Here is a 24460-nt window from a genome sequence, read left to right on the forward strand (position 1 = left end):
GGTGGGCGTAGCTCAGTTGGTAGAGCGCCGGATTGTGATTCCGGTTGTCGTGGGTTCGATTCCCATCGTCCACCCCATATTTTCAGAAGGCGCCCGGATCGAATGATCGGGCGCCTTTTTTGTTTCTGCCATCCGGTGCCTGTGGCTACTGGTGGTCAGGCGATAAAAGCTGTTAGATTTCAGCCGGTTGAATGCCTGGCTGAACAGACTGGCAGAGGAGTAGCGCAAATGATTGCAAAAGAGGCGCGCCAGGCCCTGGCGCTGCAGCGTTTTGCCGAGGCAAATCCGCAGTTGCTCGAAGAAATCCGTGAGCTGGATGCCCGTGAGCAGGCCCAGCAGATCGAATGGGCGTTCGAGGATGCAGCCCAGGAGCTGGGTGTCCAGCCCTGGGAGTACGCGCTGCAGTTGATCGCCGAATCGCCGGAGCAGTTGCAGGCCATGCGCCTGGAGGTGCATCGCGAGGTGGCCGAGGCGTTGGGCCTGGCTTGGGAAGAATACTGCCAGTTCAACGAGATCGATCCGCAATAAAACTGGCGATCGCCCAGGCTGTTGTTTGTTTGACAAGGTTTTACAACTGCGCGGCATTCGAGGTGGCGCGCGGTCGTTATATGAATAGGCTCGACGCCCCGTCGTGCGGGCCTTCCAGGGAAATCGACCGGCGTGTTTCGCCGACAATCCGGGTGGGGTGACTTCTGGTGCGCGAGTCACTAGAATGTTCGCCCTTGATTCTGGAGTCGGGTTATCGCCGGCTAACGTCTGTGCAACGAGGAATATCCATGCAAGTTTCTGTTGAAAACACTTCCGCTCTCGAGCGCCGCATGACCATCGCCGTTCCGGCCGAGCGCGTCGAGAACGAAGTCAACAAGCGTCTGCAGCAGACTGCCAAGCGCGCCAAGATCGCGGGCTTCCGCCCGGGTAAGGTGCCAATGAGCGTGATCCGCCAGCGTTTCGAGGCCGATGCTCGTCAGGAAGCCTTCGGTGACCTGGTCCAGGCTTCCTTCTACGAAGCCATCGTCGAGCAGAAGCTGAACCCGGCCGGCGCTCCTGCCGTCGAGCCAAAATCGTTCGAAAAAGGCAAGGATCTCGAGTTCGTCGCCATCTTCGAAGTCTTCCCTGAGTTCACCGTTGCCGGTTTCGACTCGATCGCTGTCGAGCGCCTGAGCGCCGAAGTGGCTGACGCCGACCTGGACAACATGCTGGAAGTCCTGCGCAAGCAGAACACCCGCTTCGAGGCTGTCGAGCGCGCCGCGCAGAACGACGACCAGGTCAACATCGACTTCGTCGGCAAGATCGACGGTGAAGCCTTCGCCGGTGGTTCGGCCAAGGGCACCCAGCTGGTACTGGGCTCCGGCCGCATGATCCCGGGCTTCGAAGAAGGTCTGGTTGGCGCCAAGGCTGGCGAAGAGCGCGTGGTCAACGTGACCTTCCCAGAGGACTACCAGAACCTGGACCTGGCAGGCAAGGCCGCCGAGTTCGCCATTACCGTCAACAGCGTTTCGGCTCCTGTGCTGCCAGAACTGAACGAAGCCTTCTTCGCCCAGTTCGGTATCAAGGAATCGACCCTGGAAGGCTTCCGCGCCGAAGTTCGCAAGAACATGGAGCGTGAACTGCGCCAGGCCATCAAGACCAAGGTCAAGAACCAGGTCATGGACGGTCTGCTGGCCGCCAACCCGGTCGACGTGCCGAAAGCCCTGCTGGAAAACGAAGTCAACCGTCTGCGCGTGCAGGCCGTTCAGCGGTTCGGTGGCAACATCAAGCCTGAGCAGCTGCCAGCCGAGATGTTCGAAGAGCAGGCCAAGCGCCGCGTGGTCCTGGGCCTGATCGTTGCCGAAGTGGTCAAGCAGTTCGACCTGAAGCCGGACGAAGCCAAGGTTCGCGAAGTCATCGAAGAGATGGCCTCGGCCTACCAGGAGCCTGAGCAGGTCATCGCCTGGTACTACAAGAACGACCAGCAACTGAACGAAGTGCGTTCGGTTGTACTGGAAGAACAAGTTGTAGATACTGTCCTGCAGAAAGCGACTGTGACCGACAAATCGGTCTCGTACGAAGAAGCGGTGAAACCAGCCCAGGCATCTGCCGACGCTGAGTAACAGGCTACTCTCGTAGGAAACCCCCACAAGCCAGCCTTCGCGCTGGCTTGTGCGTATTCAAGCCATGACTATTTGGGAGTGAGTGCAGGACATGTCCCGCAATTCTTATATTCAGCAGAGCTCTGACATCCAGGCCGCGGGCGGCCTGGTCCCGATGGTTATCGAGCAGTCCGCCCGTGGCGAACGCGCCTACGACATCTATTCGCGCCTCCTGAAGGAGCGCGTGATCTTCCTGGTCGGCCCTGTAGAGGACTACATGGCCAACCTGGTAGTGGCGCAACTGCTGTTCCTTGAGGCGGAAAACCCGGACAAGGATATCCATCTTTACATCAACTCCCCAGGCGGCTCCGTGACAGCTGGCATGTCGATCTACGACACCATGCAGTTCATCAAGCCGGACGTCTCGACCATCTGTATCGGCCAGGCCTGCAGCATGGGCGCCTTCCTGCTCGCGGCTGGTGCCGCCGGCAAGCGCCACTGCCTGCCCAACTCGCGGGTGATGATTCACCAGCCGCTGGGCGGCTTCCAGGGCCAGGCGACCGATATCGAGATCCACGCCCAGGAAATCCTCAACATCAAGGCGCGCCTGAACGAGCTGCTGGCCCATCACACCGGCCAGCCGCTGGAAACCATCAAGCGCGACACCGAGCGTGACAACTTCATGAGCGCTGCGCGCGCGGCCGAGTACGGCCTGATCGACTCGGTCTACGACAAGCGGCAACTGGCATCCTGAAGCAATGCGCCAGAGCGGGTGGGTGCAGATTGCGCCTACCCGCGGACTTGAAAAAGCCAGCGATTGCCTTCATCTTGTGTTTCAAGCCTACCGGATTGGATCGATCGAATGACTGACACCCGTAACGGCGAGGACAACGGCAAATTGCTCTATTGCTCCTTCTGCGGCAAAAGCCAGCACGAAGTGCGCAAGTTGATTGCCGGCCCCTCGGTATTTATCTGCGACGAGTGCGTCGACCTGTGCAACGACATCATCCGTGAGGAGGTGCAGGAAGCCCAGGCCGAGAGCAACGCGCACAAGCTACCCTCGCCGAAAGAAATCAGCGGTATCCTGGACCAGTACGTCATTGGTCAGGAACGCGCGAAAAAGGTGCTGGCGGTAGCGGTGTACAACCACTACAAGCGCCTGAACCAGCGTGACAAGAAGGGCGACGAAGTCGAACTGGGCAAGAGCAACATCCTGCTGATCGGGCCGACCGGCTCGGGCAAGACGCTGCTGGCCGAGACACTCGCGCGCCTGCTGAACGTACCGTTCACCATTGCCGACGCCACCACCCTGACCGAAGCCGGTTATGTCGGTGAGGACGTCGAGAACATCATTCAGAAACTGCTGCAGAAGTGCGACTACGACGTGGAAAAGGCCCAGATGGGCATTGTCTACATCGACGAGATCGACAAGATCTCGCGCAAGTCGGACAACCCGTCCATCACCCGTGACGTCTCGGGCGAGGGCGTGCAGCAGGCGCTGTTGAAGCTGATCGAGGGCACCGTTGCCTCGGTGCCGCCGCAAGGCGGTCGCAAGCATCCGCAACAGGAGTTCCTGCAGGTTGATACCCGCAACATCCTGTTCATCTGCGGTGGCGCGTTCTCTGGCCTGGAAAAGGTCATCCAGAACCGCTCCACCAAGGGCGGCATCGGCTTCAGTGCCGAAGTGCGCAGCAAGGAAGAGGGCAAGAAGGTCGGCGAGTCGCTGCGTGAGGTCGAGCCGGACGATCTGGTCAAGTTCGGCCTGATTCCGGAGTTCGTCGGCCGTCTGCCGGTTCTCGCGACGCTGGACGAGCTGGATGAGGCTGCTCTGATGCAGATCCTCACCGAGCCGAAGAACGCGCTGACCAAGCAATACGCCAAGCTGTTCGAGATGGAAAGCGTCGACCTCGAGTTCCGCAGCGATGCGCTCAAGGCCGTTGCGCGCAAGGCGCTGGAGCGCAAGACCGGCGCCCGTGGCCTGCGTTCGATCCTCGAGGGCGTGCTGCTCGACACCATGTACGAGATTCCTTCGCAGAAGGATGTCAGCAAGGTGGTGATCGACGAAAGCGTTATCGAAGGCTCTTCGCAGCCGCTGCTGATCTACGAGAACAGCGAGCCGCAAGCCAAGGCCGCTCCCGACGCCTGATCGGGAACGGGGTAGCAACAGGAAGGGGCCTTTTTGGCCCCTTTTTGCATTTCATGGCCTGGGCGCTTGTAATTTCCCAGGGCTGCCCCCACATTAGCCCCAAGCACCATTTCCAACGGTTTCCGGCCACATGGCCGCTGTAGAGGCGAAATCATGAAGACCACCCTCGACTTGCCTCTTTTGCCATTGCGCGACGTAGTCGTCTATCCGCACATGGTCATCCCACTGTTCGTGGGGCGTGAGAAGTCCATCGAGGCCCTCGAGGCCGCGATGACGGGCGAGAAGCAGATCCTCCTGCTGGCCCAGAAGAATCCTGCCGACGACGATCCGGGTGAAGACGCCCTGTATCGCGTGGGCACTGTCGCCACCGTGCTGCAACTGCTCAAGCTGCCCGATGGCACCGTCAAGGTGTTGGTCGAGGGTGAGCAGCGTGGTGCTGTCGAGCGCTTCAATGAAGTCGATGGCCATATCCGTGCCGAAGTCAGCCTGATCGACGAAGTCGAGACCGCCGAGCGCGAGTCCGAGGTCTTCGTGCGCACCCTGCTGTCTCAGTTCGAGCAATACGTGCAACTGGGCAAGAAAGTCCCGGCCGAAGTGTTGTCCTCGCTCAACAGCATCGAGGAGCCTGGGCGCCTGGTCGATACCATGGCCGCGCACATGGCGTTGAAGATCGAGCAGAAGCAGGAAATCCTCGAGATCGTCGACCTGCAGGCGCGTGTCGAACACGTGCTGGCGCTGCTCGATGCCGAGATCGACCTGCTGCAGGTCGAGAAACGCATTCGCGGTCGCGTGAAGAAGCAGATGGAGCGCAGCCAGCGCGAGTACTACCTGAATGAGCAGATGAAGGCCATTCAGAAGGAGCTTGGCGATGGCGACGAAGGCCACAACGAAGTCGAGGAGCTGAAGAAGCGCATCGACGCCGCAGGCTTGCCCAAGGACGCCCTGGCCAAGGCCCAGGCCGAGCTGAACAAGCTCAAGCAGATGTCGCCGATGTCGGCTGAAGCTACCGTGGTGCGCTCGTACCTCGACTGGCTGGTGCAGGTGCCATGGAAAGCCCAGAGCAAGGTGCGCCTGGACCTGACCAAGGCCGAGGAGATCCTCGACGCGGACCACTACGGTCTGGAAGAGGTCAAGGAACGCATCCTCGAGTACCTCGCCGTGCAGAAGCGGGTGAAGAAGATCCGTGGCCCGGTGCTGTGCCTGGTCGGGCCACCTGGCGTGGGCAAGACCTCGCTGGCCGAGTCGATCGCCGCCGCCACCAATCGCAAGTTCGTGCGCATGGCGTTGGGCGGCGTGCGTGACGAGGCCGAGATCCGTGGCCACCGTCGTACCTACATCGGCTCGATGCCCGGTCGTCTGATTCAGAAAATGACCAAGGTCGGTGTACGCAACCCGCTGTTCCTGCTCGACGAGATCGACAAGATGGGCAGCGACATGCGCGGTGACCCGGCCTCGGCGTTGCTGGAGGTGCTCGACCCCGAGCAGAACCACAACTTCAACGATCACTACCTGGAGGTCGACTACGACCTCTCGGACGTGATGTTCCTGTGCACCTCGAACTCGATGAACATCCCGCCGGCGCTGCTTGATCGCATGGAAGTCATCCGCCTGCCGGGCTACACCGAGGACGAAAAGATCAACATTGCGGTCAAGTACCTGGTGCCCAAGCAGGTCAAGGCCAATGGGTTGAAGAAGGATGAGTTGGAGGTCGACGTTTCGGCCATTCGCGACATCATTCGCTACTACACCCGCGAGGCCGGCGTGCGTGGCCTGGAGCGCCAGATCGCCAAGGTCTGCCGCAAAGTGGTCAAGGAGCACACCGGTGCCAAGCAGGTGAAGGTCAAGGTAACCGGCGAGCAGCTCGAGCAGTTGCTGGGCGTGCGCAAGTTCCGCTACGGCCTGGCCGAGCAGCAGGATCAAATCGGCCAGGTCACGGGCCTGGCCTGGACTCAGGTGGGTGGTGAGCTGCTGACCATCGAGGCGGTGGTTATTCCCGGCAAGGGGCAATTGATCAAGACCGGTTCGCTCGGCGACGTCATGGTCGAGTCGATCACCGCCGCGCAGACGGTGGTGCGCAGCCGCGCTCAAAGCCTGGGGATCGCTGCAGACTTCCACGAGAAGCGCGACGTTCACATCCACATGCCCGAAGGTGCCACGCCCAAGGATGGCCCTAGCGCCGGTATCGGCATGTGCACCGCACTGGTGTCGGCCCTGACCCAGATCCCGGTTCGCGCCGATGTGGCGATGACCGGTGAGATCACCTTGCGTGGCCAGGTCCTGGCCATTGGCGGGCTCAAGGAAAAACTCCTGGCGGCACACCGTGGCGGGATCAAGACGGTGATCATTCCGGAAGAGAATGTTCGCGACTTGAAGGAGATTCCGGAAAACATCAAACAGGATCTTCAGATCAAACCGGTCAAATGGATTGACGAAGTCCTCCAAATTGCGCTGCAATACGCCCCGGAGCCCTTGCCAGATGTGGCTCCGGAGATTGTCGCGAAAGATGAGAAGCGCGACGGCGATGCTAAGGAAAGAATCAGCACGCACTAGTACGTATTTCGCTGGGGGGCTTTGGTTGACAGCATTTTCGGCCCCTTGCTATAAAGCGGCACGCCAGTGTCAACAGGCCACCCAGCGCTCGTTTCATAAGCTTTTCATTACATACTTAGAAACAAACTCAATAGAGAAATAAGGGGACTTAGAGTGAACAAGTCGGAACTGATTGACGCTATCGCCGCATCCGCTGACATCCCGAAAGCTGTAGCCGGCCGTGCGCTGGACGCAGTGATCGAATCCGTTCAAGGCGCCCTGAAAGCCGGTGACGATGTTGTCCTGGTTGGCTTCGGCACCTTCTCGGTCAAGGAGCGCGCTGAGCGCACCGGCCGTAACCCGCAAACCGGCAAGGCGATCAAGATCGCTGCCGCCAAGGTTCCTGGCTTCAAAGCTGGCAAGGGCCTGAAAGACGCCGTCAACTAAGTCGTCTTTCAGCCGGCCCGGGCGTCGCCAGGGCCGACCGCGTGACGGCGGGTCGCAAACGTTCCCGCTGGCACGCTCGCTTCGAAAAGGCGCATCCACTGGATGCGCCTTTCTTCTATCAGGATTCTACCCACGCTCCGCGGTTGTCGACGCAGTGGTACAGCCGTTTCTGGGGGACGCATGCTGCAGAATATCAGGGACAATTCACAAGGTTGGATTGCCAAGACCATCATCGGCCTCATCGTCGTACTGATGGCGTTGACCGGTTTCGAGGCCATTTTCCAGGCCGCCAGCCATAGCCAGGACGCCGCCAAGGTGAACGGCCAGACCATCAGCCAGAACGAGCTGAGCCAGGCCGTGGACATGCAGCGCCGCCAGCTGATGCAACAGTTGGGCAAGGATTTCGACCCTGCGCTGCTGGACGAGAAGATGCTGCGCGAAGCCGCGCTCAAGGGGCTGATCGATCGCAAGCTGCTGTTGCAGGGTGCCGAAGATGCCAAGTTCGCTTTTTCCGAGGCCGCGCTGGATCAGCTGATCCTGCAGACGCCTGAATTCCAGGTCGATGGCAAGTTCAGCGCCGAGCGCTTCGATTCGGTCATCCGCCAGATGGGCTACGGGCGCATGCAGTTCCGCGAGATGCTCGCCCAGGAAATGCTCATCGGCCAACTGCGCACCGGCCTTGCCGGCAGCAGCTTCGTCACCGACAAGCAGGTTGAAACCTTCGCCCGCCTCGAGAAGCAGACCCGTGATTTCGCTTCGCAGACCTTCAAGGCCGATCCGGCCGCGGTCAAGGTGAGCGATGACGAGGTCAAGGCGCACTACGACCAGCACGCCAAGGAATTCATGACCCCGGATCAAGTGGTCATCGATTACCTCGAGCTGAAGAAGTCGGCCTTCTTCGATCAGGTCAAGGTCGACGACGGCGAGCTCAAGGCCCTGTACGAGAAGGAAATCGCCAATCTGGGCGAGCAGCGCCATGCCGCGCACATTCTGATCGAGGTCAACGACAAGACCGACGATGCCAAGGCCAAGGCCCGCATCGATGAGATCCAGCAGCGCCTGGGCAAAGGCGAGGACTTCGCCAAACTGGCCAAGGAGTTCTCCCAGGATCCAGGCTCGGCCAGCACCGGTGGTGACCTCGGCTTCGCCGGCCCTGGTGTGTACGACCCGGCCTTCGAGGACGCGCTGTACAAGCTGAACAAGGACCAGGTATCGGCACCCGTGCGCACTGAGTTCGGTTACCACCTGATCAAGCTGCTGGGCGTGCAGGCGCCGGACGTACCGAGCTTCGCCAGCCTGAAGGACAAACTGACCCACGAGCTGAAGACCCAGCAGGTGGAGCAGCGCTTCGTCGAGGCCACCAAGCAGCTCGAAGACACCGCCTTCGAAGCTTCCGACCTGGCCCAGCCGGCCCAGGACCTGGGCCTGAAGGTACACACCTCTGCCGCCTTCGGTCGCGAGGGTGGTGAAGGCATCACTGCCAACCGTGCGGTGATCCAGGCCGCGTTCAGCGAGCAGGTGCTCGAAGAGGGCGCCAACAGCAACGCCATCGAACTCGACCCGGAAACCGTGGTGGTCGTGCGCGTCAAGGAGCACCGCAAGCCCGAGCAGCTGCCGTTGGAGGCCGTGGCCAAGAACATCAGCGAGCACCTGGCCAAGGAGAAGGCGATTGCCGAACTCAAGGCCAAGGCCGACAAACTGATCGCCGGCCTGCGGGATGGCTCGGTCAAGGCCGAAGGTCAGGGCTGGAAGCTCCATGAAGCGGTCACCCGTGGCCAGGATGGCATCGACCCGGCCGAGCTGCAGGCGGTGTTCCGCCTCGGCAAGCCAGCGGCCAAGGACAAGCCAGTCTACGGCAGCGTGGTGCTGGGCGATGGCAGCCTGGTGGTCCTGCAGCTGAAGGGCGTCAACGAAGGTGCTGCCGCCACCGATGAAGAGAAGGCGCAGATCCGTCGCTATCTCGCATCGCGTGCCGGTTCGCAAGACTTCGCGGCTTATCGCAAGCTGCTTGAAGGCAGTGCCGACATCACCCGCTACTGAGTCGTGTGCTGATCGCGAAACAGGCCGCTTATGCGGCCTGTTTCGTTTCTGGCTTTGGTTCATCGCGGGGCAAGCCCGCTCCTGCATGACGACCTGCGGCAGGTGTGCACGGACTTGTTTCAGGGACGCCGGATTCCCTCATGGTTGTCCAGCGTGTCCCGGGCGATCTCCCGCCCCAGGGCGATCAACTCCGGCGCCTTGTAGAACTCGAAGAACCGGCACACCCGCTTGGGTACGTTGATCAGCACATCCGGCGGATACCCGGCGATCTTGTACTGCGCCAACGACGTCTGCATCACTTCGAAACTCTGGTTGATCAGGTCCAGCAAGGACGCGGGGCCGACGTTGTCGACGATGAACGAGCCGGTGGCCGACTTGGGCGCGCCTTCGCTCTGTGGCGCCGCCGCCGGCTGCTGGCCCTGCGGTTCGGCGCTCTCGCCCAGCCAGGGGTTGGATGAGGCCAGCCCTTCGGCGACGATCTCCTGCTCCAGGCGGATCAGCTGTTCGGCCGGCTTGCGCCGGAACGGCAGGCGCGACCCCAGCGAGCTGATCAAGGCGTCGAAACGCATCTTGAACGCCGCCGGGCGCTCGATCACCGGCAACTGATACTGCTTCTGGTTGGTGGCGTTGAGGTTGACGGCGATGATCAGGTCGCAGTGGCTGGACACCACCGGGACGATCGGCAACGGATTGAGAATACCGCCATCGACCAGCATGCGATTACCTTGCACCACCGGGGTGAACAGGCTGGGAATGGCCGCCGAGGCGCGCATGGCCTGGTGCAGGCAGCCCTCCTGGAACCATATTTCCTGCTGGTTGGTCAGGTCGGTGGCGACTGCCGTGTAGGGAATGCGCAACTGTTCGATGTTGATCTCGCCGACGATCTTGCGGATCTGCCCGAACACCTTGTCGCCACGAATGGCGCCCAGGCGAAAGCTGACATCGACCAGGCGCAGCACGTCGAGGTAGTCCAGGCTCTCGATCCAGCTGCGGTACTCGTCGAGTTTGCCGGCGGCGTAGATGCCGCCGATCACCGCGCCCATGGAGCAACCGGCGATGCACGCGATCTCGTAGCCGCGGCGTTCGATCTCCTCGATCACACCGATGTGCGCGTACCCTCGGGCCCCGCCGGAGCCCAGCACCAACGCCACGCGTTTGCCCATGATTTTTCCCCCTGTGCCTGTGCAACCATGGTCCAACAATGCACCCATGCCGCCTGTGCTTCAATGTAGTCCGTGCTGGACTACGCTGAGCAGGGCACTTTTTGTTTGCTTTACCGTCGAACGGCCACTTCAGTTTCCACCCTCGAGGTATTACCGATGAAAGCCTGGATCACCCTTCCTCTGATTGCCCTGGCCTTGGCCGGCTGCGCGGGCAAGACGGCCTACCGTGACAGTTGCGCGACCCAGCTCGATGCCGCCTGGAAGGAACTTGACCTGGCCAAGGCCGAAGGCTTTGCCGGCACCGTGAGCTATTCCAAGGCGTTGTCGCTGCTGACCGGTGCCAAGACCCAGCAGCAGTTCGAAGGCTTTGAAGGTTGTACCCACAAGGCCGAGAAAGCGCGTTTCTACATTCGTGAGTCCCGCGCCGGGCGTTGAGTGAGGAGCGTCACATGCCGAGCATGATCGACCATGTGGTTTCCAGGGTCCTGACCCTGCAGGTGGGAATGCTGGCCTGTCGCGAGCGCCTCGCCGCCGATACCGACAGCGAGGCGCTGCACGACCTGCGCACCACCCTACGGCGGCTGCGCAGTTTGTTGCGGCCTTTGCGTGGCTTGCCGGGTGTCGAGCAGTTGGAGGAAGCGGCGGGGGCACTGGGCACGCTCACCACACCGTTGCGTGACCGTGAAGTGCTGGCCGCGCAACTGGTCGGGCGCGGTCATGTGCAGGCCGGCGAGCGCCGTCAGGAGGGGAGGGCACGGACCTTTGCCGGCGTCGCGTCCAGTGCCCAGCTTACTCGGGTGCTGGCGATCCTCGACGCCTTCCCGCTGTTTTTGCGTGCTGCCGACCGCGAAGGCTTGACGCAAGGCATGCGCAGACGCATCGACAAGCGCCTGGAGAAGCAATGGCGCAAGCTGGCCAGGGCGCTGGACGACCCGGCCCATGATCGGCATCGTCTGCGCCTGCTGATCAAGCGCGTTCGCTACGGGGACGAGGCGTACCCCCAACTCGAGCATGCCGGCAAGGGGCTGCAGCGGCTGTTGAAAAAGGCGCAAGGTGATCTTGGCGACTGGCATGACCGCGTGCAGTGGCTGCTGCAAGTGCACGAGCACAGTGACCTGGCAGGCTGCAAGGTGGCCTGGGAGCATGAGCTGCATGCTGCCGAGGGGCGCTCGGATCTGACTCTCGAGGCATTGCAAAAAGCCCTGGCGCGCCGTTAGTCCCGGCAAATGACCGAAATGCGGGCTGTGGCTGGCGTGATCGCTGGTTACTATCGGTTCTTTTCGCGCAGGAGCCCTGGCACATGAACTTCACAGAATTGCTGACAGCCGCGCGCGCTCACCCCGAGGCGGTCAGCGTACCGGCTGGCTGGGCCCAGGGCCGCGCGGTGTTCGGCGGCTTGATGGCGGCGATGGTGCATGAAGCGATGCGCCAGAAGCTCGGCGACAACCGCCCGGTGCGTTCGCTGGCCATCACCTTCGTCGGCCCGGCGGCGCCGGATGTGCCGATCAGCCTGGAGGTTGAGGTGCTGCGCGAGGGCAAGGCGGTCAGCACCTTGCTGGGACGCGCCGTGCAGGATGGCCAGGTGGTGACCCTGGTGCAGGGCAGTTTCGGTGCCGGTCGTCCTTCCGTGGTGGCGGTCGACGCGCCAGCCGCGATGCCGATGAAGCCGCTGCAGGAGGCGGCACCGGAGCTGCCCTTCATCAAGGGCATTACACCGGAATTCATGCAGCACGTGGCGTTTCGCTGGGCGGTGGGCGGCCTGCCGTTCAGTGGCAATGACTCACGGCATATGGGCGGTTGGGTACGCCTGCGTGATGTCGCCGAGGAGCCGGTCGGGGTGGCGCACCTGCTGGCGCTGGTCGATGCCTGGCCGCCCAGCCTGCTGCCATATCTCAAGCAGCCCGCCGCCGGTAGCACGCTGACCTGGACCATCGAGTTCGTGCAGCCAACGCCGCGGCTGTCGACCCTCGACTGGTGCCGCTATGTGGTCGAGACCGAGTATGCCCGTGATGGTTATGGGCATGCGGCCGCTGCGTTGTGGACGGCTGAAGGGGAACTGTTGGCATTGAGTCGGCAGACGGTGACCGTGTTCGCCTGAGTCTGGCAGGACACTGGACAGGGGCCGCTTTGCGCCCCATCGCCGGCAAGCCGGCTCCCACTCCGATCGTGTTAACGCTGGGTCATACACCATTCCTGTGGGAGCCGGCTTGCCGGCGATGCGCCGCGTCAGCGGCGCTGTGTGCTCGATCTTGTCATTTACCGTGCTTGTGCCGCTCGCGCCAGGCCCGCCACCAGGCGCCGCTAAGCACGAAGCGCGGGAAGGTGATGAACTGCTCGGTGAGCAGCCGCTGCAGGGCATCCTGGCGATTGACGAAAGGCTCGGGCTGCTCGGCTTCCAGGCGATGCCCCTGGCGTTGCAGGCCGAGCCCGGCCACCAACGCGATGACGCCCACGGCGATCTGCGACAGGTCCAGCGCGAACAGCCCCGACAACACCAGCAGCGCGCCCAGGATGAACAGCGGCACTGCGATCAGATGCAGCACCAGGTTGGTGGGGTGGCGGTGATTGTGGTGGTAGCCGCGCCATTGCCAGGCGGGCAGGTTGGGCAGTCGTTTGCTCATGGACGGATCCTCAGGGGTCTGTCCAAAGCTTAGTGCGGCCCCCGCAGGGGGGCCAATCGAGGCTGGCTATGGTGACCATAGCCAGTGCGGGTCAAAGCTTGAGCTGGCCGATGGCCTTGTTCAGTTCGCCGGCGAGGGTCGCCAGTTCGCTGCTGGTGGTGGCCGAGCCCACGGTCTGCTGCACGGTCTCTTCGGTCACGTCGCGGATGCTGACGACGGCGCGGTTCATTTCCTCGGCCACTTGGCTCTGCTGCTCGGCGGCCACGGCGATCTGGGTGTTGCTTTCGCGCATCTGTGCCACCGCGCTGGTGATCTCGGCCAGGGCCTCGCCGGCTTCGCGCGCCTGCTTGACGCAATCGTCGGCCTTATACGAGCTTTCCTGCATGAAATCCACCGCGTCGCGGGTGCCGGCCTGCAGGTCGGCGACCATGCTGGTGATCTCGTCGGTGGAGGTCTGCACGCGCTTGGCCAGGTTGCGCACCTCGTCGGCGACCACGGCGAAGCCCCGGCCCAGGTCGCCGGCCCGGGCGGCCTCGATGGCGGCGTTGAGGGCAAGCAGGTTGGTCTGTTCGGCGATGCTGTGGATGACCCCCACCACGCCATTGATCTTCTGGCTGTCGTCGGCCAGCTGGCGGATCATTTCGGCGGTCTGCTGCACACCACTGGACAGCCCGGCAATCGAATCCTGCACGCGGCTGACCACGGCCTGGCCGCTGCCGGCCAGGGTGTCGGCGGTCTGCGACAGGTCGCGGGTGGCGCCGGCGTGCTGGGCGATATGGTGTACCGTGGCGGTCATCTCGTTGATTGCGGTGGCCGCCTGGTCGGTCTCGCTCTGCTGGCCGATCATGCCGTGGCGCACCTCGTCCATGCTGCCGGCCAGGCGCGCGGCCCCCGAATCCAGCTGCGCGGCGGTGCGCGCGACGGTGCTGACCACGCGGTGGTAAGTGGTCTGCATGGCGTTGAAGGCACCGGCCATCTGCCCGACCTCGTCGCCGCAGGCCAGCGGCACCCGGGCCGAGAGGTCGCCAGTCTTTTCCACATGCAGCATCACATCCTTGAGGGTGTTGAGCTGGCTGAGCAGGAAGCGGATCAGCAACTGCGAGGCGCACAGCATCGCCAGCATCAGGATCAGCACGCACACGGCATAGTTGCTGAAACGGTCGAAATAGACCTGACGCAGGCTGGGGGACTGGGCAAGCACGGCGATGTGCTGCTCGCCCCGGCGCAATACCTGGGCGCCGCGCAGCGGGTTGTCGCCGAGGATCCAGGCCCCGGGCAGATCGACCCAGCCTTGGGCATCGCGCAGGGCCTCGAGTGGTTCACCGGCAAATTGCGGCGTCTGGCCGTTGCGCCAGGTGATCAGGTTGGCCTGCGTGGGCAGTGCCTGTCCGGCGGGCCAGGCTGCCAGCAGTTCGGCCTGGGCCTGCGCTTGCGCCCGGGCGCCGCTGGCGCGGGCTTGTTGCTCCAGGTGCACCGCGTAGAGCACCAGCATCAGCGTGGTGACGAAGGCCACTGCGTTGACGGCCCAGAACTTGTATTTGAGGGAAACGTTGCTAAGCCAGGCACCCATGGTAGGTCTTCTCTGAGTTGGCGGAAACATTATTGGCAAGGTGCCATCATTGTGCCCGCCAAGGCCAGAAGCCTCGTTGATATGCGTCAAGAAACCTCAGGCAGGCCGAAGAACGCGCGGGCGCAGGTGCTGGTATGGGCGGCGGTGTGCTCCATCGCTTCGCCGCGGTGCTGTGCCACCTCGCGCAGCACTTCGGGAAGGAACGCAGGCTCGTTGCGACCGTTCTTCGGCTTGGGCCTGAGGCTTCGGGGCAGCAGGTAGGGCGCGTCGCTTTCCAGCATCAGGCGGCCTTGCGGGATGCTGCCGACCAGTGGGTGCAGGTGGGTGCCACGACGCTCGTCGCAGATCCAGCCGGTGATGCCGATATGCAGGTCCATGTCGAGGTAGGCGAACAGTGCCTGGCGTTCACCGGTGAAGCAGTGCACCACCGCCGCGCTCAGGTGGTCGCGGTAGCCTTTGAGGATCGCCAGCAGGCGTTCGCTTGCCTCGCGCTCGTGGAGGAACACCGGCAGGCGCAGCTCGACCGCCAGCGCCAGCTGCGCCTCCAGGGCCTTTTCCTGGGCGGGGCGTGGGGAGAAGTCGCGGTTGAAGTCCAGGCCGCATTCGCCCACGGCCACGACCCGTGGCTGAGCGAGCAGTTCGCGCAGTTGGCGTTCGCTGTCGGCGCTCCAGTGGCTGGCATCGTGGGGGTGCACGCCGGCAGTACCGAACAGACGCTGGCCGGGCTCGTCCAGGCGCTGGCATAGTTCAAGCGCCTCGGCGCTGACATCCAGGCTGGTGCCGGTGAGGACCATCTGTGCCACGCCGGCTTCCACGGCACGCTCGACGATAGCGGCCTGCTGGTCGCGGAAACTGCTGTTGGTCAGGTTGACGCCGATATCGATCAGTTGCATGGTGCTACCTCTTGCCGCGGGGCGGCCAGCATAGCAAAAACCCAGATATCGCGAAAAAGCCAAGAACTTCAAACGTTTGCCGTGGTCTGTTGCGGTCATTTATCACGGATCGATCACAGCGCATGGTGCCTGCCAACCGCCCTCGGACCCTTACCGCCATGGTGCGAACCTTTTTCACCAGCCTGTTGCTGTCCGGGTTGCTGGCCGCCGGGCCGGTCGCTGCCGGCGAGGCGGGGCCGCAGCAGCATGTGCCTGCCAGCCAGGCCCGTGACCTGACGCAGATCCGCTCGAGCAAGGTGCTGCGGGTGTTGGTCAACCAGAGCCGCAACAGCTCCGGCGAGGTAAAGGGTGAACCGGTCGGGATCGAGTACTACCGCCTGCGTGCCCTGGAGCACGCCCTCAATGCCCGGATCGCCGACGGCCAGGATATCACCCTGAAGATCATCCCCCGCGCCAAGGAACAGTTGCTTGGTGCGCTGCAGCGCGGCGAGGGCGATCTTGCCGCGCCGGGAGAGTTGCTCGACCCTGGCGTGGTGCGCGGCGTCGATGCCAGCGCACCAGTGCTCGACCAGGTTCCCTTGCAGCTGGTCGGGCGCAAGGGCGAGCGCGGCTACAACCGTGCCGAACAGCTGTCCGGCCGCACCATCGCCCTGACCACCGCCAGTGCCGCGGGTCCGGCAATCGAGGCACTCAACCAGCAGTTGGCGCTGCGCAAGCGGGCACCGATCAAGGTGGAGTGGGTCGATCCGACGCTGGCGGTGGAGGATGTGCTGGAGATGGTCCAGGCCGGCATCTACCCGCTGACCGTGGTGGAGCGTCCCATCGCCCAGCGCTGGGCGCGGGTGATGCCGCGCCTGCGGGTCGAGAGCAAGCTGCAATTGGCCCCGCCCCAGGCCATGCGCTGGTATCTGCGCAAGGATGCGCCGATGTTGCGTGCGGCGGTGGACCGCTTCCTGGCCACCTACCGCGCCCCCGACAACCAGGACGCGGCGTTCGAGCGCATCTACCGGCGCCAGTACCGGGTGCACAATCCATTGGCCCGTCAGGACCGCCAACGCCTGGCCGCGTTGCGCCCGGTGTTGCAGAAACATGGCGGCGACCAGCAGTTCGACTGGCTCAACCTGGCTGCCCTGGCGTTCAAGGAGTCCACCCTCGATCCCAAGGCGCGGGGCACCGGCGGTGCCCACGGGCTGATGCAGATCACGCCGTCGGCGGCCCAGCGGGTAGGCGTGAGCAACACCGCCACGGTGGATGGCAACGTCCAGGCCAGTGCCCGCTACCTGGCGCTGATCCGCCGCAAGTTCTTCGCCAGCCCGCAGCTCAACGAGCGCGAGCGCATGGCGTTCATCCTGGCCGCCTACAACCTCGGACCGGAGCGGGTCCAGGCCATGCGCGCCGAAGCCCGGCGACGGGGGCTCAATGGCAACCAGTGGTTCTTCCAGACCGAGCGCATCGCCATGGAGCAGGTGGGGATGGGGCCGGTGAACTTCGTCAACAGTGTCAACAAGTACTACCTCGCGTTCAACCGCGAGCGCGCCTCCCTTGAGCGGGTGGCCAAGCGCTGATAAAATCAAATTTTTCGATATTAATTGCGCGTTTTTTGCGATTTTCTTATCCGATGATTTGATTATGATGGCGCCCATCCAACACACACACGCTCAAACAAGGAAGCGCCCCATGAACAACTCCCTGAAAGCCCTTTTCAACACCCGCGCCGGCTACGGCCTGAGCGTCGTGCGCATCCTGGTCGGTGTCATCTTCATGGCCCACGGCGCGCAGAAACTCTTCGGCCTGTTCGGTGGCTACGGCCTGGAAGGCACCGGCCAGTGGATGGAAAGCATCGGCCTGGCTCCGGGCTACCTCATGGCCCTGCTGTCCGGCAGCGCCGAGTTCTTTGGCGGCCTGGCGCTGGTGGTCGGCCTTTTGGCCCGCCCGGCTGCGCTGGCACTCAGCGTGACCCTGGTAGTGGCGATCTTCTCGGTGCATATCGGCAACGGGTTGTTCATGTCCAACAACGGTTATGAGTTCGCCCTGGCGCTGCTGGCCGGCACCGTGGCGGTGCTGATCGATGGCGCGGGCCGCCTGTCGCTGGACCATGTGATCGCACGCTGAAATAAAGCTGCAAGCTTCAAGCCTCAAGCTGCAAGTGGTCAAAGCGATCAACTTGCAGCTTGTAACTTGCGGCGTGTCCCTCTAGCATACCGATTGCGCCGATTTAAACAGCTACTTGCGGGGCGCAGGAGAGGCCCCGGTGGGTCATCCGAAATACCGCTAAAGCGCTGGTTCGGTGACGCCTCCCACCGCTGCCCAGCGGGATCAGCGAGGCGGAGAGAGACTCCATGAGTTGCCCACGTACCAGTGTCTGTTTGACCCCTCTGGCCAAGAACCAGGCTTCCCGTACCCCGCGCATCCTGCTCGGCGGCCAGCATCAACCCACGCTTTTGCGCAATCTCGATGGCTTCTCCCGGCGCAAGGGCCAGGCTTGTGCCTTCCTCATCCAGTTCTCCGACAGCTGTGACCAGCTCGATCAGTATGGCAACGACCGCTTCGACCTGGCCGTGATCCAGGCCCCCGCGGCGCAGGATGCCGACGAGGTCATAGGCCAGCTCACCCGCATCGCCCGCCAGGGCCTGATCACCCGCCGTTGAGCGGCGTGTCGCGGCCAGGCGTTTTTCGTTAAGCTCGGTCTCTCGGTGGGCGCCTTGCGCCTGCTGCGGATGCGCTGGCCTCCTCATAGGGGTGAACAAGTCCATCAGACGCGCCCAGGCATCCGATTGGCCTTTGCCATACAGGCAGGTGAGGTAGTCGATCATCAGCCGGCCTGCAGGCTCTTTTGGCAAGTCCTGCAGCTCGCTGTCATTCCTTGAAGTAATGCCCCGCCTGACAAGCTCCGCCATCAGGGCCGAGCCATAGTCGTCTACCTGACGAGGCATCAATACTGCGATTTCCCGCGGTGGAATTCCCACTTCGATCCACTGGCGAATGTTGTCAGCCCGCACCATCGCTTCTTGTGAAGTGTGCTGGAAATGAACCGCTAGGGTCTGTATGAAAAGTCTTGAGACGAAGGTCAGGCAAGGCGAAAACAGCCGAGGAACGGTCGGAGTCGCGCCCGACTTTACGGGTTGTAAATGAGCATTCCGAGGTTGTTTTCAACGCAGCATCACCGAGTATCAAGGCTTTTCATACAGAGCCTAAGACCACAAATCCCTTTCTAGCCAGGCAGTTCTTGAGCCTATAACAACTGACAGTCGCTTCCGGTAAATCAAGCGCTCGACTCACCTCTGTTTTCGACATGCCGCTGGCCTTCAGCTCCAGCACGGCGCGAACTAGATCAGAGCTGCTGGGTTTGTCCCGCGTGCGCTTGATTAGCCCTTCACCCAGCTTCCCAGTGATTTCTCAGGCCTTGAAAGCCTCCACTACCGAAAAAAGATGACAGCTGAACCAGCCTTAAACTTTTCCCATTCCTAATCGTTTATTTCAAAAGCGTCATGCGGACATAAGAGGTAGTCATGGACGATTTAGTTTACTACAAACACGGCAAGCCGGTTGCCATTATTGCGCCCTCCGTACTGTTTTCCCGGGAATCCGATGAGACCATTATAAATGGCCCTAAAGGAATTTCGAGTTTCAGAAGTGGAGACGAACAATCGCTGGAGCAGGCCCTGAAGGAATGTGGAGCTTTAATCCAGGGTGCGCACGATGAAATTGAACAAGTGAAGCAGCTTCTTCAAGATCCTGTAACCAGCAGAACGACGAGCTACTTCTTGAGTGTTGCACGCCAGTGTGCAGATGTAATAGCCGACATGGAAATACTGAAAAACTCCAAAATTATAATTGCTGGTTGTGGAGGAATCGGAAGTTCAGTGGCGATGCTGTTAGCAGGTGCGGGTATACGAAATCTAATACTAACCGATCATGACGTGGTAGAAAAGAGTAACTTGAATCGCCAGCTCTTTTGGACGCTTGCAGATGTAGGAAACTATAAAGTGGACGTGCTCAAGAAGGCGCTGACTGCAAGGTTTGAAAATCTGAGCGTAGTAACTCACGTGAAACCCTGCTCACTTGAGTTGCTGAGGGAACTTATTTCAGATGTTCAAGGCGCTGTTATAACTGCTGACGATCCTCCTACTCTCGCGAGAGATGGTGTTTTTATCGCAGAGGAGTTCGATATACCCGTTGTATCTGGTGGATATCTTCATTGCTTCAGTACATCGCTCCTATTTAATCCAAGCGATGCGAAAAACCTTGCGCCCAGCGTCAGGCGTGACGTATCGGCACCACTCACAAGGTTGCCAAGCGGCATAATGCCGAGCTACGGCCCAGTAAATTTCAGTCTTGCGTCGATGCTAAGCAGCAATTTGATTTCTGCACTGGCAACACACACATTCAAAGGATTTGAATCCAGAATAGAGCGCTGGGATAGCTCTAGAATGATCCTGTAAGCTTGACTATCCATCCGGTGTTTAGGGAGTGGCAAGTAAGCGAGGTGAGTTAACATTTTAAGCTGTCTGCATGGGAGAGGTAGAATTATTACGCGACTTTAAAAAGATGCTTGACAAAAGAGCTATAAGTCGCAACCATAACCAGGAGCGATAATCGTTCTCACGGAAAACAAAGGAATGTAACATGGATAAGAAATTGCTTGGTATCGCTTCAGTTATCTTGGCAAGTTCGCCTGCCGTACAGGCTACTGCTTTGCCACCGGCACCGGTTGAGACTGAGGCGCAGCTTCAAGTCAATGCAGCGGGCCAACCAGTCGCACCCTTTACTAAACATGAACAACTCAAGGAGTCTCTTGCCAGCGTCTGCACACTTCCGAGTGCTCACCAGCATTCGATGTGCAATTAGAGCTCGTCTAAAGCTGTAGGTCTTTAAGCGGATCTGCACCAGCTTGACTCTAAATAGATGCGAAGCTTGTCTTCGCATCTATCTCTAATCATGCTTTCTCGGAAGATTATCTCGTGAACACCAAGCGCGTAGACTTCAGTTCTATGACCTATCCTGATCTTGTAGCATTCATGCAGCAAGAGAATACACCTCCTGGTGCAAGTCATGCGCTCGACTATTTGATCGAGGCGTCGACTGTTACCTCTGGCTCTTATCTTCTAGATTTAGCTTGCTCTACAGGATTTAGTTCAAGGTATTGTTATGAGCAGGTAGGAAGCCGGGCCGTAGGTATTGATACAAGTAGTGCGGCAGTCAGCGTTGCTAATGAAAAAACAAACGAACTAAATGCGACCGATAAATTACAATACTTAGTGGCCGATGCTTGCGCATTGCCATTCGAAAATGAGTCATTCACTCATGTGCTAGGTGGTTGTAACTTTGGTTTCATCCAGGATCGCCAGCGCGCATTGTCAGAATGCCATCGAGTTCTAAAGCATACTGGAATCTTGTGCATCTCAAACTTTTTTTTCAGGTTGACGCCCCCGGAATTTATACTAAATGCGGTCGAGAAAGCACTAGGCTGGCGTCCAGAACCCTCTTGGACATACGATTATTGGAAGGAATTTTTTACGGGGCATGGATTTACCCTCGGCTCCGAATTTACGTACGAACTGTTTGCTGAAAGTGAGGATGCACTGGCAATGCGTGTAAGGCGTTATTTATGTCAAGAAAATCCTGGAACTAGAGCTATGGCGACGGATCAACAAGAAGCTTTATATAGTCACTTTTTTGAAATTCGAAAAAGCTTGAACGCTCAGAAAGATTTTCAAGGAGTGGCTTTCCAGACATGGCACAAATAGCTCCCCCGGAAAGATTCATGGAGACTGTCCGGAATCATATCTTAGAGGAGGCCAGCCCTGATCGGCCTTTTTTCATTTTTGATCTTGAAAGTGCCCGAGCGAAAGCGGAAAGCTTTATGCGTTCTGCAAAAAAGCACTTTGATGGGGTCGTGCTCGCGGCTTCGTTGAAATCGTGTAATTTAGGGGCATTTTGTCAAATGCTCAAAGATAACCATTACTGGGTGGAGGCCTGTTCAATAGAGGAAATCAATTTAGCGTTACAAGCAGGCTTTGAAAGCAACCAAATAATTTTTGATGGCCCGCTTAAGCTCGATGACGAACTGTTGTTCGCTGTTAAGCACGAGGTGCTGGTGCAGGTTGATAGCATTAGTGAAGTCGAGAGGCTAGGGTCTATATGTTCGAACATCAGAAAGAAATGCCAGATCATAATTCGCTTATCGCATCTTTATCGAGACACGGGATATTCCCGCTTCGGCTGTACATCAAATGAGTTTGAAGAAATTCTCTTGCCCTGCCTTCGCAGGTACGAGTGCATAGAGCATGTCGGATTTCATCTTAATGCTGGGTCAAATCTGCCGGCGACGACAGCCATAACTGACACGCTGGCGCTATGGGCTTCTTTCCTAGTCAAACATATGCCGGAGCGAGGAATACTAGACTTGGGAAGCGGTTTCCCAGCAGACTCATTCTCAAAAGATATCAACATCAAAACACCCTCTGCTGATATTTTTTTTAAAGAAATCGCTCAAAAAGCTCAAGCATTGTTTGGGCAAGTAAATCAGCATTGGCGTTACATCTTTGAGCCGGGTAGATGCCTCAGTGAGGATTATGGCTATCTCTGCGGTAGGGTTTTTAGTACTAAGTGGCGTAATGGCATAGAGCTTCTCCAAACAAACGTGGCTTCAAACTGGGTTCCCTCAATCCATCAGTGGGCTCATTCGATCGTACCTGTATCAAATTTTCCAGAAGCGCCGACGCGTCACGCTCAGTACTTAGTGGGTTTTAATTGCTTCGAAGCGGATTATATTACAGCTCTCGGGGAAACGTTTTCTCTCAAGGAAAATGATCATTTTCTTATAAAAGGGTGTGGGGCGTATGACCTTCAAACTATGACTCAGTGGGTCAGGTGTAAGCCTGTGGTTTATAAATACGACGACAGACGTCTTGGTTTATGTCGGTCGCCATCCAAGCCCAATTGTCTGGTGCTTGACGACATTTATTGCGTATCCGAAGACATTAAAATTACAGAAACTCTATCTTTGGTCAACTCTAAACCTTCATACGCTAAGGACTTGTTTGAACTCATAACAAAAAATAAAAAAAACTTTGAAAAGTATATGCACTGGCCTAGAAACACAAGATGTCCGAAAGACGTAGAGGAATTTTTAATTTCATGCTCAAAGGAACATCAAGAAGATATCTCCAAAACTTATATACTTTGTGAGTCAGGTAAGCCCTGCGGTGTTCTGTCTTTTAATTCGATGGATCTCGTGAATAAAACCGCTTATTTAGGTTACTGGTTGGATGTTGATATGCAAGGGAAGGGCGTTCTATCAGCTGCGGTAAAAAAACTGATTGAAACTTATGTGGAAAAAAGCCAGATATGCCGCTTCGTTATCAAGGCTGCCGTAAAAAATGGAAAAAGCAATGCGCTGGCATTGCGCTGTGGTTTCAGTTATGAGGGCACACTTAAAAAAGCAGAGCGTATAGGGGATGAGTTTCTTGATCAAAATATATATGCGTTGGTTCTATAACCGCTTGACGCAGAGTTGTTAGCAACACTGCTGAAAGACGGCCTGTCGAGCAAAGAGGCTTTGATGCCCTGATAGATCTTAAGCGATCAAGCGGTGGTCGGGCCAACAGCGTGTGACCAGAGCCTTGGGGCGCAAAGCTGGGGTCGGCTCGGTCTGGCCGATTAGCCATCGTCTCTCTCTGCTTCATCTATTGGAGCGAAGATTTCTCAGGCGCCATAACCATTTTCCAAGCGCCTGATCTGCTCGATGGCGTCCTGGACGGGCAGATCATTGGGGGGCGCGGGTCAGCAAGGACACCCTCTTTGAGCAGGCGGATATCGCTATCCTCCATATGGTGCTCAGCGAGCGCTCCAGAAACATCGTGGGGCGTGCTGAGCTGCAGCGAATGAAGCCCCATGCGTGGTTGATCAATACCGCCCACAGCGGTTTGGTTGATCAGCAAGCGTTTTTGAGCGCGCTTCAGGCGGGCCAAATTGCCTTCGAGGATCGATCTTTGCTGACAACCAATCCTGTCCGACCTGTTTGTAGGCGCTGGCTCCCCCGTGGTGCAAGCAAGGCTGCCGAATCCTGGTGGAAGGGGCTACCCGTGGGCAGGCTGTTCGTAGGAAATGCTAGCGATGAACCAAGTCGCTTCGCCCGTCGGAGTCTGCACCACGACCTCGTCCCCTTCCTCTTTCTTCAGTAGGGCGCGGGCCATGGGGGAATCAATCGAGATGTAGTCCTTCCGACCGTAGATCTCATCGTACCCGACGATTCGGAATCGCTTGCTCTCACCATCTTCATTGTCGATCTCAACCCAGGCGCCAAAGAAGACTTTGCCCTCTTGCTCGGGGGCATAGTTGACAACCCGGATGTCCTCCAACCGCTTCCGGAGGTATCTGATCCGACGATCAATCTCTCGAAGAAGCTTTTTGTTGTATTGGTAATCCGCGTTCTCACTCCGATCCCCTAGAGAGGCGGCCCAGGTAACCTTCTGAGTGATTTCGGGACGGTAGGTGTGCCAGAGGTGGTCTAGTTCAGCCTTCAGAGCAGCGTGCCCTTCTCTGGTGATGATGTTGGTCGGCAACCTCTACTCCTGATACAGATACGGTGGCACCTGGATCAATGGGGACGGAGCCGCCAGGAGATGTCCTTAGGCAATCGCCGCCGAGATGATGATCCAAGTCAAATCCAAGCGAGACTACCACGCCTTGGATTGCTGTTTGAACAGCTTCCGTTAGGGCAGTACTTAGGGCCTATGCCTAGGACTTTCCGGGTGGCTTCTGAGGCGCCGCTTCTTGAGTGACGCAGCGGCTTTGCTATGAGACCGGTTGTTTGGGGCGAACGGAGCTGCTGAATGGGTGTTCGTCTGTTGCTGCAAAGGTGGGCTTAACAGTTCTCCCTCCGTGATCTCTCTGGTGCGCCAGAATATGCGGGCAGGGTGAAGCCGCCTCAGGCTGCTTGGATGGATTCGGCAGGTGCGGGGTACGTCCAGTGTGGAA

The 24460-nt window shown here is 59.4% G+C and carries 22 protein-coding genes, 1 tRNA gene and 1 pseudogene; 19 read left to right on the forward strand and 5 right to left on the reverse strand.

Annotated elements, in window-relative coordinates; genetic code table 11:
- Position 1 precedes the first annotated feature (1 nt).
- The 8 genes from ACQ4OD_RS02650 to ACQ4OD_RS02685 all read left to right on the forward strand — a co-directional run bounded on the left by ACQ4OD_RS02650 (position 2) and on the right by ACQ4OD_RS02685 (position 9231).
- A tRNA-His gene (locus tag ACQ4OD_RS02650) sits at positions 2-77 on the forward strand.
- A gap of 151 nt (positions 78-228) precedes the next feature.
- The gene (locus ACQ4OD_RS02655) at positions 229-528 is read left to right on the forward strand and encodes a DUF6388 family protein (RefSeq protein WP_139669885.1); all 300 of its coding nucleotides are present in this window, start codon (positions 229-231) and stop codon (positions 526-528) included.
- A gap of 248 nt (positions 529-776) precedes the next feature.
- Complete coding sequence (gene tig / locus ACQ4OD_RS02660) at positions 777-2090, forward strand: trigger factor (RefSeq protein WP_430943842.1); 1314 nt, start codon at positions 777-779, stop codon at positions 2088-2090.
- Between the two features lie 91 nt (positions 2091-2181).
- Entirely contained in the window at positions 2182-2823 is a 642-nt protein-coding gene (gene clpP / locus ACQ4OD_RS02665; RefSeq protein WP_023629742.1) for an ATP-dependent Clp endopeptidase proteolytic subunit ClpP, read from the forward strand.
- Between the two features lie 108 nt (positions 2824-2931).
- The gene (clpX, locus tag ACQ4OD_RS02670; protein WP_031314790.1) at positions 2932-4215 is read left to right on the forward strand and encodes an ATP-dependent Clp protease ATP-binding subunit ClpX; all 1284 of its coding nucleotides are present in this window, start codon (positions 2932-2934) and stop codon (positions 4213-4215) included.
- A gap of 153 nt (positions 4216-4368) precedes the next feature.
- Positions 4369-6765, forward strand: coding sequence for an endopeptidase La (lon, locus tag ACQ4OD_RS02675; protein ID WP_102683237.1), 2397 nt, complete (start codon positions 4369-4371; stop codon positions 6763-6765).
- A 153-nt stretch (positions 6766-6918) separates the two neighbouring features.
- Positions 6919-7191: an HU family DNA-binding protein gene (locus tag ACQ4OD_RS02680; protein WP_023629739.1), complete on the forward strand. Its 273-nt coding sequence runs from the start codon at positions 6919-6921 to the stop codon at positions 7189-7191.
- Positions 7192-7371: 180 nt separating this feature from the next.
- Complete coding sequence (locus ACQ4OD_RS02685; RefSeq protein ID WP_430943843.1) at positions 7372-9231, forward strand: SurA N-terminal domain-containing protein; 1860 nt, start codon at positions 7372-7374, stop codon at positions 9229-9231.
- Between the two features lie 119 nt (positions 9232-9350).
- Here ACQ4OD_RS02685 and ACQ4OD_RS02690 read toward each other — a convergent pair whose 3' ends face one another.
- Positions 9351-10394: a patatin-like phospholipase family protein gene (locus ACQ4OD_RS02690; protein WP_102683239.1), complete on the reverse strand. Its 1044-nt coding sequence runs from the start codon at positions 10392-10394 to the stop codon at positions 9351-9353.
- Positions 10395-10550: 156 nt separating this feature from the next.
- On the opposite strand from ACQ4OD_RS02690, the gene ACQ4OD_RS02695 reads away from it, so the two are divergent.
- The 3 genes from ACQ4OD_RS02695 (at position 10551) to ACQ4OD_RS02705 (ending at position 12492) form a co-directional block, all read left to right on the forward strand.
- Complete coding sequence (locus ACQ4OD_RS02695) at positions 10551-10829, forward strand: hypothetical protein (RefSeq protein ID WP_102683240.1); 279 nt, start codon at positions 10551-10553, stop codon at positions 10827-10829.
- Positions 10830-10843: 14 nt separating this feature from the next.
- Positions 10844-11611, forward strand: coding sequence for a CHAD domain-containing protein (locus ACQ4OD_RS02700; protein WP_430943844.1), 768 nt, complete (start codon positions 10844-10846; stop codon positions 11609-11611).
- 83 nt (positions 11612-11694) lie between these two features.
- Positions 11695-12492 carry an acyl-CoA thioesterase gene (locus ACQ4OD_RS02705; RefSeq protein ID WP_430943845.1) on the forward strand — a complete coding sequence of 266 codons (798 nt, stop codon included), beginning with the start codon at positions 11695-11697 and terminating at the stop codon, positions 12490-12492.
- A 154-nt stretch (positions 12493-12646) separates the two neighbouring features.
- Here ACQ4OD_RS02705 and ACQ4OD_RS02710 read toward each other — a convergent pair whose 3' ends face one another.
- From ACQ4OD_RS02710 to ACQ4OD_RS02720, 3 genes are all read right to left on the reverse strand, one after another.
- The gene (locus ACQ4OD_RS02710) at positions 12647-13015 is read right to left on the reverse strand and encodes an Mpo1-like protein (protein ID WP_430943846.1); all 369 of its coding nucleotides are present in this window, start codon (positions 13013-13015) and stop codon (positions 12647-12649) included.
- A gap of 91 nt (positions 13016-13106) precedes the next feature.
- Positions 13107-14585 carry a methyl-accepting chemotaxis protein gene (locus ACQ4OD_RS02715; protein WP_139669895.1) on the reverse strand — a complete coding sequence of 493 codons (1479 nt, stop codon included), beginning with the start codon at positions 14583-14585 and terminating at the stop codon, positions 13107-13109.
- Between the two features lie 86 nt (positions 14586-14671).
- The gene (locus ACQ4OD_RS02720; RefSeq protein ID WP_139669897.1) at positions 14672-15478 is read right to left on the reverse strand and encodes a TatD family hydrolase; all 807 of its coding nucleotides are present in this window, start codon (positions 15476-15478) and stop codon (positions 14672-14674) included.
- A gap of 158 nt (positions 15479-15636) precedes the next feature.
- Here ACQ4OD_RS02720 and ACQ4OD_RS02725 point away from each other — a divergent pair, with 158 nt between their 5' ends.
- The 8 genes and pseudogenes from ACQ4OD_RS02725 to ACQ4OD_RS02760 form a co-directional block, all read left to right on the forward strand.
- Positions 15637-17043, forward strand: coding sequence for a transglycosylase SLT domain-containing protein (locus ACQ4OD_RS02725; RefSeq protein WP_430943847.1), 1407 nt, complete (start codon positions 15637-15639; stop codon positions 17041-17043).
- A 112-nt stretch (positions 17044-17155) separates the two neighbouring features.
- Entirely contained in the window at positions 17156-17590 is a 435-nt protein-coding gene (locus tag ACQ4OD_RS02730; RefSeq protein ID WP_430943848.1) for a DoxX family protein, read from the forward strand.
- A gap of 227 nt (positions 17591-17817) precedes the next feature.
- Positions 17818-18126 carry a hypothetical protein gene (locus ACQ4OD_RS02735; RefSeq protein ID WP_046854898.1) on the forward strand — a complete coding sequence of 103 codons (309 nt, stop codon included), beginning with the start codon at positions 17818-17820 and terminating at the stop codon, positions 18124-18126.
- Between the two features lie 861 nt (positions 18127-18987).
- Positions 18988-19920 carry a ThiF family adenylyltransferase gene (locus ACQ4OD_RS02740; RefSeq protein ID WP_198753915.1) on the forward strand — a complete coding sequence of 311 codons (933 nt, stop codon included), beginning with the start codon at positions 18988-18990 and terminating at the stop codon, positions 19918-19920.
- A gap of 184 nt (positions 19921-20104) precedes the next feature.
- Positions 20105-20326 (forward strand): hypothetical protein, encoded by a 222-nt coding sequence (locus tag ACQ4OD_RS02745; protein WP_146022594.1) that lies wholly within the window; start codon positions 20105-20107, stop codon positions 20324-20326.
- A gap of 113 nt (positions 20327-20439) precedes the next feature.
- Positions 20440-21225: a class I SAM-dependent methyltransferase gene (locus tag ACQ4OD_RS02750; RefSeq protein WP_218571123.1), complete on the forward strand. Its 786-nt coding sequence runs from the start codon at positions 20440-20442 to the stop codon at positions 21223-21225.
- Positions 21226-21242: 17 nt separating this feature from the next.
- Positions 21243-22979 carry a GNAT family N-acetyltransferase gene (locus ACQ4OD_RS02755; RefSeq protein WP_430943849.1) on the forward strand — a complete coding sequence of 579 codons (1737 nt, stop codon included), beginning with the start codon at positions 21243-21245 and terminating at the stop codon, positions 22977-22979.
- A 289-nt stretch (positions 22980-23268) separates the two neighbouring features.
- Positions 23269-23664 (forward strand): annotated as a pseudogene (locus tag ACQ4OD_RS02760) (NAD(P)-dependent oxidoreductase); the annotation flags it as partial.
- On the opposite strand, the gene greB reads toward ACQ4OD_RS02760, so the two are convergent.
- A complete protein-coding gene (gene greB / locus ACQ4OD_RS02765; RefSeq protein ID WP_139669909.1) occupies positions 23560-24045 on the reverse strand; it encodes a transcription elongation factor GreB in 486 nt (161 codons plus the stop codon). The pseudogene ACQ4OD_RS02760 and the gene greB overlap by 105 nt on opposite strands.
- Positions 24046-24460 lie beyond the last annotated feature (415 nt).

The organism is Pseudomonas sp. WC1, assembly GCF_050586565.1.
Lineage (GTDB): Bacteria > Pseudomonadota > Gammaproteobacteria > Pseudomonadales > Pseudomonadaceae > Aquipseudomonas.

Coding starts and splice junctions, on each gene's coding strand:
- ACQ4OD_RS02705 (WP_430943845.1), top strand. CDS start 11,695: ATGAACTTCACAGAATTGCTGACAGCCGCGCGCGCTCACCCCGAGGCG.
- clpP (WP_023629742.1), top strand. CDS start 2,182: ATGTCCCGCAATTCTTATATTCAGCAGAGCTCTGACATCCAGGCCGCG.
- ACQ4OD_RS02730 (WP_430943848.1), top strand. CDS start 17,156: ATGAACAACTCCCTGAAAGCCCTTTTCAACACCCGCGCCGGCTACGGC.
- ACQ4OD_RS02655 (WP_139669885.1), top strand. CDS start 229: ATGATTGCAAAAGAGGCGCGCCAGGCCCTGGCGCTGCAGCGTTTTGCC.
- ACQ4OD_RS02740 (WP_198753915.1), top strand. CDS start 18,988: ATGGACGATTTAGTTTACTACAAACACGGCAAGCCGGTTGCCATTATT.
- ACQ4OD_RS02695 (WP_102683240.1), top strand. CDS start 10,551: ATGAAAGCCTGGATCACCCTTCCTCTGATTGCCCTGGCCTTGGCCGGC.
- ACQ4OD_RS02700 (WP_430943844.1), top strand. CDS start 10,844: ATGCCGAGCATGATCGACCATGTGGTTTCCAGGGTCCTGACCCTGCAG.
- ACQ4OD_RS02745 (WP_146022594.1), top strand. CDS start 20,105: ATGGATAAGAAATTGCTTGGTATCGCTTCAGTTATCTTGGCAAGTTCG.
- ACQ4OD_RS02685 (WP_430943843.1), top strand. CDS start 7,372: ATGCTGCAGAATATCAGGGACAATTCACAAGGTTGGATTGCCAAGACC.
- ACQ4OD_RS02715 (WP_139669895.1), bottom strand. CDS start 14,585: ATGGGTGCCTGGCTTAGCAACGTTTCCCTCAAATACAAGTTCTGGGCC.
- ACQ4OD_RS02755 (WP_430943849.1), top strand. CDS start 21,243: ATGGAGACTGTCCGGAATCATATCTTAGAGGAGGCCAGCCCTGATCGG.
- clpX (WP_031314790.1), top strand. CDS start 2,932: ATGACTGACACCCGTAACGGCGAGGACAACGGCAAATTGCTCTATTGC.
- ACQ4OD_RS02720 (WP_139669897.1), bottom strand. CDS start 15,478: ATGCAACTGATCGATATCGGCGTCAACCTGACCAACAGCAGTTTCCGC.
- ACQ4OD_RS02710 (WP_430943846.1), bottom strand. CDS start 13,015: ATGAGCAAACGACTGCCCAACCTGCCCGCCTGGCAATGGCGCGGCTAC.
- tig (WP_430943842.1), top strand. CDS start 777: ATGCAAGTTTCTGTTGAAAACACTTCCGCTCTCGAGCGCCGCATGACC.
- ACQ4OD_RS02725 (WP_430943847.1), top strand. CDS start 15,637: ATGGTGCGAACCTTTTTCACCAGCCTGTTGCTGTCCGGGTTGCTGGCC.
- ACQ4OD_RS02735 (WP_046854898.1), top strand. CDS start 17,818: ATGAGTTGCCCACGTACCAGTGTCTGTTTGACCCCTCTGGCCAAGAAC.
- lon (WP_102683237.1), top strand. CDS start 4,369: ATGAAGACCACCCTCGACTTGCCTCTTTTGCCATTGCGCGACGTAGTC.
- ACQ4OD_RS02690 (WP_102683239.1), bottom strand. CDS start 10,394: ATGGGCAAACGCGTGGCGTTGGTGCTGGGCTCCGGCGGGGCCCGAGGG.